We start from the raw sequence: 5,447 nt of genomic DNA, 5'->3' as shown, positions 1-5,447 counted from the left end.
TGGGCTATAAACCGCCCGCTCCAGAAGCCGTTCTATGGCCGGCTGCGCAATCCGGACCAGCTTCGCCGGCCACCCCGGCATTGGCGCCGCAGCTCGTCATGCACTAACATTCAAACCGGACCACCCAATGGGGGCCGGCCAGTCTTTTTACATCCAACCAGCAGCGCGTCATCGATATTGCCCGGGGAACCCGCGGCTGTCTGAAACCGCCGCTCGATGACATCGAGGCCTATGGTTCGCCATCGGAACGGGCGCGAGCAGCCAATATGCTGACCTGCTCCTTTGTCGGATCTCCAAGGAAGGTCGAGGCGAAGCTGAAGGATTTTATCAATCGGACAAACGCCGACGAACTCATGGTGGCATCGGCCGTATTTGATCATCATGCGCGTCTGCGATCGTACGAATTCCTGGCCGACATAACAGCCGCTTTAAGCCGCACCATTCCATCGCAACAGCCTCCCGCCTAGCAGACGCTTCAACCATCAATATCACGTCGAAAATTGCGGGACGTCTTCAAAATTCCTTGACAAGGCCGATCTGGATATATAGTTAGCCAACTAATGATATTGTTACTTATCATTAGGCTCATTCCATGACCCCAGAGGCATTCGTCAATAGCGCGATCCTGCTCACCCGCCGCTGGCGGGCGATCATGGATGCGGAACTCTCCCGTTTCGGGCTGACCTCCGCGACCTGTCGCCCCCTGTTCTATCTCGGCGAGCTTGGCGATGGCGTCCGCCCCAAGGATCTGGCGGAGACGCTGGAGATGGAGCGCCCCTCGCTCGGTCAACTCGTCGATCGCCTGGAGCAGCAAGGCTTCGTCACGCGCCGGAACGACCCGCACGACCGCCGCGGCAAAACCCTGCACATGACGCCGGCCGGTCGGGAGATTTACGAATTGACCGCGGATGTCGCGAAAAAAGTGCGTCGGGAGCTGCTTTCCGGGGTCGCGGAAAGCGATCTCGCCACCTGCATGCGGGTTTTCGACCAGATCTTCGACAATGGGCAGCGGCTGCAGGATCTGGCGCAGAGCCTCAAGGATAGCGCATGACGCTGCCTGCATCGCCCGTCGCGGCCGATCGCGACGCCAGTTCAGCGCGAGACTGGCCGCGTCTGGCGTTCGCGGCCCTGCTGATCGCGCCCATCGCCAGCTTGCGCGCGCTCGCCGCGCATCTTGTCGCGCCCGCCGCGGCGCTGCATGCGGCGCGCACGGTGATCGCGGGCCTGATCGCCCTGTGGCTCGCCTTCCTGCTTCAGCTAGACACGCCCTATTCGGCCTTGACCACCGTGATGCTGGTGGCCAATCCGGTGCAGGGCATGATCCTCGAAAAGAGTCTTTTCCGGCTCGGCGGCACTTTTCTCGGCGGCCTTGCCGCCTTGACGCTGATGTCGTTTTTCGCGCAGACCCCCGAACTGTTCCTGCTGGGACTTGCTGCCTGGATGGCGCTCTGCACAGCCGCCTCGACCCTTTTGCGCGGCCATCGGTCCTATGGCGCGGTCCTGGCGGGCTATACGGTCGCGCTGATCGCGCTGCCGGCTGCGGATGCGCCCGAGAGCGTTTTTTCCATCGCCATGGCGCGTCTTGGCGCCGTCGGGCTCGGCGTCATCGTCTCCGGTCTCGTCGGCGCGCTTCTGACGGGACATACGGCGCAACGCCGTCTTGACGCCCTGCTGCGGGATTTGCTGACCGATCTTGTCGCTGTCGGCCGCGCCGCGCTTCAGGCCGAGCCGGGCGGCGCGCTTGCGCCGCGCCTGCACAAGCTCGGCACGCGTCTCGGCGGCCTCGACGACGCGATCCGTTTCGCTGTCGCGGAGACGCCGGAAGTCGCCGGGGCGGCGCCGTCCCTGCGCGCCGCCGCCGCCGCGTTGCATGGCGCCCTGAGCGCGGCGCCCGGACTGCGCGACTTTCTCGCTCAATCGGCCTGTCCGGGAACGCGAGCGGCGGATTGGGCGCGCGAAGCGGATGCGCTTCTCGCCAGGGCCGACGCCGCCTTGGCGCGCCGTGATCCGGGCGATCTCGAACAGGTGGCCTCGGAATTGCGCCGCCTCTCGGACGAACTCGACGCTCTTTTCACCCGGCGCTCGGATGACGCGCGCGATTTGACTGAGGCGACGCTGATCGCGGCCGACAAGCTTGGCGATTTCCTCGATGTGCTGGCGCGGGGATTTGCAGGTTTGATCCGGCTTGAAACGGGTCGCGGCGATGGAGGCGGCTTGCGCAATGCGACCCATCTGGATTGGGCCTGGGCCCGGTTGAACGCGGCGCGCTCCGCCATCGCCGTCCTCGTCGCCGGAACCCTCTGGATCGGCCTCGCCTGGCCGCAAGGCCCCATGATGATGCTGGGCGTCGTCCCCACCATCGGCTTGTTCGCCCTGCGCGAACGCCCGTCCTCGGATCTCGTGCAATTCGCCTGGGGCACGGCCGCGGCGGCGCTGCTCGGCCTGTTCTATCTGCTTTGGGTGCTGCCGCAGATTGACAGCTTCGCCCTGCTCACCATGTGGCTCGCGCCGCCGCTGGCGTTCGGCGCCGCTGCGGCGACATCGCCGGCGGCGGCCTTTTTTGCCCAGGGTTTCACGGTCTTCCTGATCACGCTGCTCGCGCCCTCCAATCCGATGGTCTTCGATCCGACCGTCTTCCTCAACAATGCCTTCGCGATCACTTTGGGCTGCATAATCACGGCGCTGGTCTACCGGATCGTCCTGCCGGTGGACGCCCGCCGCCTGAAGCGCCATTTGCTGCGCGAAGTGCAGCGCGACCTGTTCGCTGTGCTGCGTTCCAAAGCGACGATCGACCCGCGCCAATGGGAGAGCCGGATGCATGACCGCATGCGCCTGCTGAGCGCACGGCTTCGCGCGGCCGATATCGAAGCCCATCCCGCCATGGGCGCCGCCTTCGACGCCCTTCGCCTTGGCCGCGAGGTGTTTCGGATGCGCAACCTGCTGGCCTCCGACGCCGAGGCGACGGCGGTCGCCAAAAACGGCCTCCGGCCCATCGCCGACGGCCGGTCCCGCGCCGACGCGCTCGATGCGCTCGCCGCCGCGCGGGCCTGGTTTGAAATCCGGCGATCCGAGCGGCCGGAGGAAGCGGCCCGCGCCATACGGATTGAAGCGGCCCTGTCGTCCATCGCTGCACTCTATGCGCGCCGCGCGCGCTTCTTCCAGCAGGCGGCAAGCGCATGAACCATGAGCTGAACCTTTTCGGAGTCTATGTCGCGCCCTTTGTCGGCGACCTCCTGTGCGCCGCGCTGATCTTTTTCATCTTGCGCGGCCTGCTGGCGCGCGCGCGCCTGTCCGCTCGGGTCTGGCATCCGGCCCTGTTCGAGCTCTGCCTGTTCGTCTTCGTTCTCTCAGCAACCGTGTATCTGCCATGAAACCCTTCTCCCACCTTCGCTCCCTCCTTCGCTTCGGCCTGACCGCCTGCGCGCTGATCGCCGCCGTCCTCGGAGCGACGGCCCTGTGGCGCCATTACATGATCTCGCCCTGGACCCGCGACGGCCGCGTGCGGGTCGAGACGGTCACGGTCGCGCCGGAAGTCAGCGGAAAACTGATCGAGCTCAAGGTCAAGGACAACCAGGCGGTGCGCAAGGGCGACGTGCTGTTCGTGGTCGACCCCAGCAATTACCGGATCGCGCGGGACCAGGCGCAGGCGGCGCTGGACGGCCAGGGCCACTCCCTGCGCATCGCCCGGATCAAGGCGGATGGACGTGCTCGGCTGTCCGAACTATCGGTGTCGCGCGAAGATCGCGAAAGCTATGAAAGCGCCGCTAATGTCGCCGCCGCGGCCACGGAAGCCGCGCGCGCCCAGCTCGAACGCGCGCGGATCGATCTCGAACGCGCCGTGGTGCGCTCGCCCGTCAACGGCTATGTCGTCAATCTGCGGCTGCGCGAGGGCGATTATGTCACGGCCGGACAGCCGACGCTGGCGGTCGTGGACAGCGATTCCTTCTGGGTCGCCGGCTATTTCGAGGAGACCCAGCTCGCCAGCGTCCATCCCGGAGACAGCGCGCGCTTCACCTTGATGGGCTATCCCGATCAAATCCTGACCGGACGCGTCGACAGCGTCAGCCGAGGGGTCGCCGACCAGAACGCCGCCGGGTCCATGGCCGAACTGTCGAATGTGAATCCGGTCTTCACCTGGGTTCGCCTCGCGCAACGAATCCCGGTGCGGATCGCCATCGACAGCGTTCCGCCCGAAATCACCCTCGCGGCCGGCATGACGGCGACAGTCTCAATTGGTCAGCCCTCGACGTTCGCGGATGATCTGGCTTTCGCCATCCGGTTCTGGGCCCGGAAATTGTGATCGCGTCGACACTTGCCGTCTCCCCGTTAACCGATCGGCGAATTGCACCGAGAGCGCTGGGATAAGAGTCTGGAAATGATGGTGTGGACCGCGCCAACTCTACCGCAGCATATGCTCCTTGTGAGAGAATGGAAAAGCGAGCTATGCGTCAGATGATTACGATCAGTTTGGACATTGCAAAATCGGTTCCTCAGGTTCACGCTCGATTTGGAAAGTAACCATGGCAGCAATTGCGAACGAGACCTGTCGCGGTCGCGGGCGCCCGCAAATTCGCGCGGACGAAGCGACGCTTGGCCTGATCGTCCAGGCGGCGCGGGAGGAATTTCAGGCGAACGGCTATGTCGGCGCAACCATTTGCGCGATGGCGCAAAGGGCGGGCGTTTCCACCAAGACACTCTACAGGTTGACGCCGAACAAGGCGGACCTGTTTAAAAGCGTCGTTTCCGAAAAAATCGAAAGATTCATTATAGCTTTCGACGAGGAGGCGATTGTCGCGCCGGATATGGAATCGGCGTTGGTTCGCATCCTCATTGCTTATGGACATCTGACGCTTGAACTGGAATCGACGGCCATCATTCGGCTCGTGCTTAGCGAATGCGACCGTTTTCCGGAAATCGCAGAAGCCTTTTTCGTCGACGCCATGGGGTTCGTCGCCGAGGCTATGGCGCGCTGGCTCAAGGAACAATGTCGAAAGGGATTGCTGGAACTCGAAGACCCTTATCTCGCCGCCGGAGCGCTACGCGGCATGATGATCATGGAGCCGCAACGGGCCGTCATGCTGGGGCAGCGAGCGGCGCCCGACGCTGACGAAATCGCCGCCCGAGCCAAAAGATGCGCCGCGCTCTTCCTCAAGGGCTGCATTAATTAATTCGGCGGCCTTGCGGCGGATGAGAATGATAGATTAGCGCGCCCGTGCGATAACGTTCACATGGTCAAGACCCATGCATTCACGTCGCATCCAGGCGCCCGCCAGCGCCGAATTGGGTGACGAGCATCGCGAGAATTCGGTATCCCTTCGGTGGCGGCCGCCTTCCGTTGAGATCGGATTTGGCGGAGAGATCGCTCTTACGAGCGCTCATACGAGCGCGCTTAAGAGTTGCTCATGGCTCATTCCATTTTGCTGACAGGTCCAGATCGTCGCCGCTCC

General features: G+C 63.9%; 5 protein-coding genes. All 5 read left to right on the top strand.

The window, feature by feature from the left end:
* Positions 1-592 precede the first annotated feature (592 nt).
* The 5 genes from QZ409_RS00415 (at position 593) to QZ409_RS00395 (ending at position 5,168) form a co-directional block, all read left to right on the top strand.
* Positions 593-1,051 (top strand): MarR family transcriptional regulator, encoded by a 459-nt coding sequence (locus QZ409_RS00415; RefSeq protein ID WP_296706074.1) that lies wholly within the window; start codon positions 593-595, stop codon positions 1,049-1,051.
* On the top strand, positions 1,048-3,180 hold the full coding sequence (locus QZ409_RS00410; protein WP_296706073.1) for an FUSC family protein: 2,133 nt from the start codon (positions 1,048-1,050) through the stop codon (positions 3,178-3,180). The genes QZ409_RS00415 and QZ409_RS00410 overlap by 4 nt, the downstream gene beginning before the upstream one ends.
* The gene (locus tag QZ409_RS00405; RefSeq protein WP_296706072.1) at positions 3,177-3,371 is read left to right on the top strand and encodes a DUF1656 domain-containing protein; all 195 of its coding nucleotides are present in this window, start codon (positions 3,177-3,179) and stop codon (positions 3,369-3,371) included. Before QZ409_RS00410 ends, QZ409_RS00405 begins: the two co-directional genes overlap by 4 nt.
* Positions 3,368-4,300, top strand: a complete 933-nt coding sequence (locus QZ409_RS00400; protein WP_296706071.1) for an HlyD family secretion protein — start codon at positions 3,368-3,370, stop codon at positions 4,298-4,300. Before QZ409_RS00405 ends, QZ409_RS00400 begins: the two co-directional genes overlap by 4 nt.
* Before the next feature lie 220 nt (positions 4,301-4,520).
* Positions 4,521-5,168, top strand: coding sequence for a TetR/AcrR family transcriptional regulator (locus QZ409_RS00395; protein WP_296706070.1), 648 nt, complete (start codon positions 4,521-4,523; stop codon positions 5,166-5,168).
* The last annotated feature ends 279 nt before the right edge of the window (positions 5,169-5,447 follow it).

The organism is Rhodoblastus sp., assembly GCF_019449565.1.
Classification (GTDB): Bacteria; Pseudomonadota; Alphaproteobacteria; order Rhizobiales; family Beijerinckiaceae; genus Rhodoblastus.
This window is presented reverse-complemented; position numbering and strand designations above follow the sequence as displayed.

Coding starts and splice junctions, on each gene's coding strand:
- QZ409_RS00415 (WP_296706074.1), top strand. CDS start 593: ATGACCCCAGAGGCATTCGTCAATAGCGCGATCCTGCTCACCCGCCGC.
- QZ409_RS00410 (WP_296706073.1), top strand. CDS start 1,048: ATGACGCTGCCTGCATCGCCCGTCGCGGCCGATCGCGACGCCAGTTCA.
- QZ409_RS00405 (WP_296706072.1), top strand. CDS start 3,177: ATGAACCATGAGCTGAACCTTTTCGGAGTCTATGTCGCGCCCTTTGTC.
- QZ409_RS00400 (WP_296706071.1), top strand. CDS start 3,368: ATGAAACCCTTCTCCCACCTTCGCTCCCTCCTTCGCTTCGGCCTGACC.
- QZ409_RS00395 (WP_296706070.1), top strand. CDS start 4,521: ATGGCAGCAATTGCGAACGAGACCTGTCGCGGTCGCGGGCGCCCGCAA.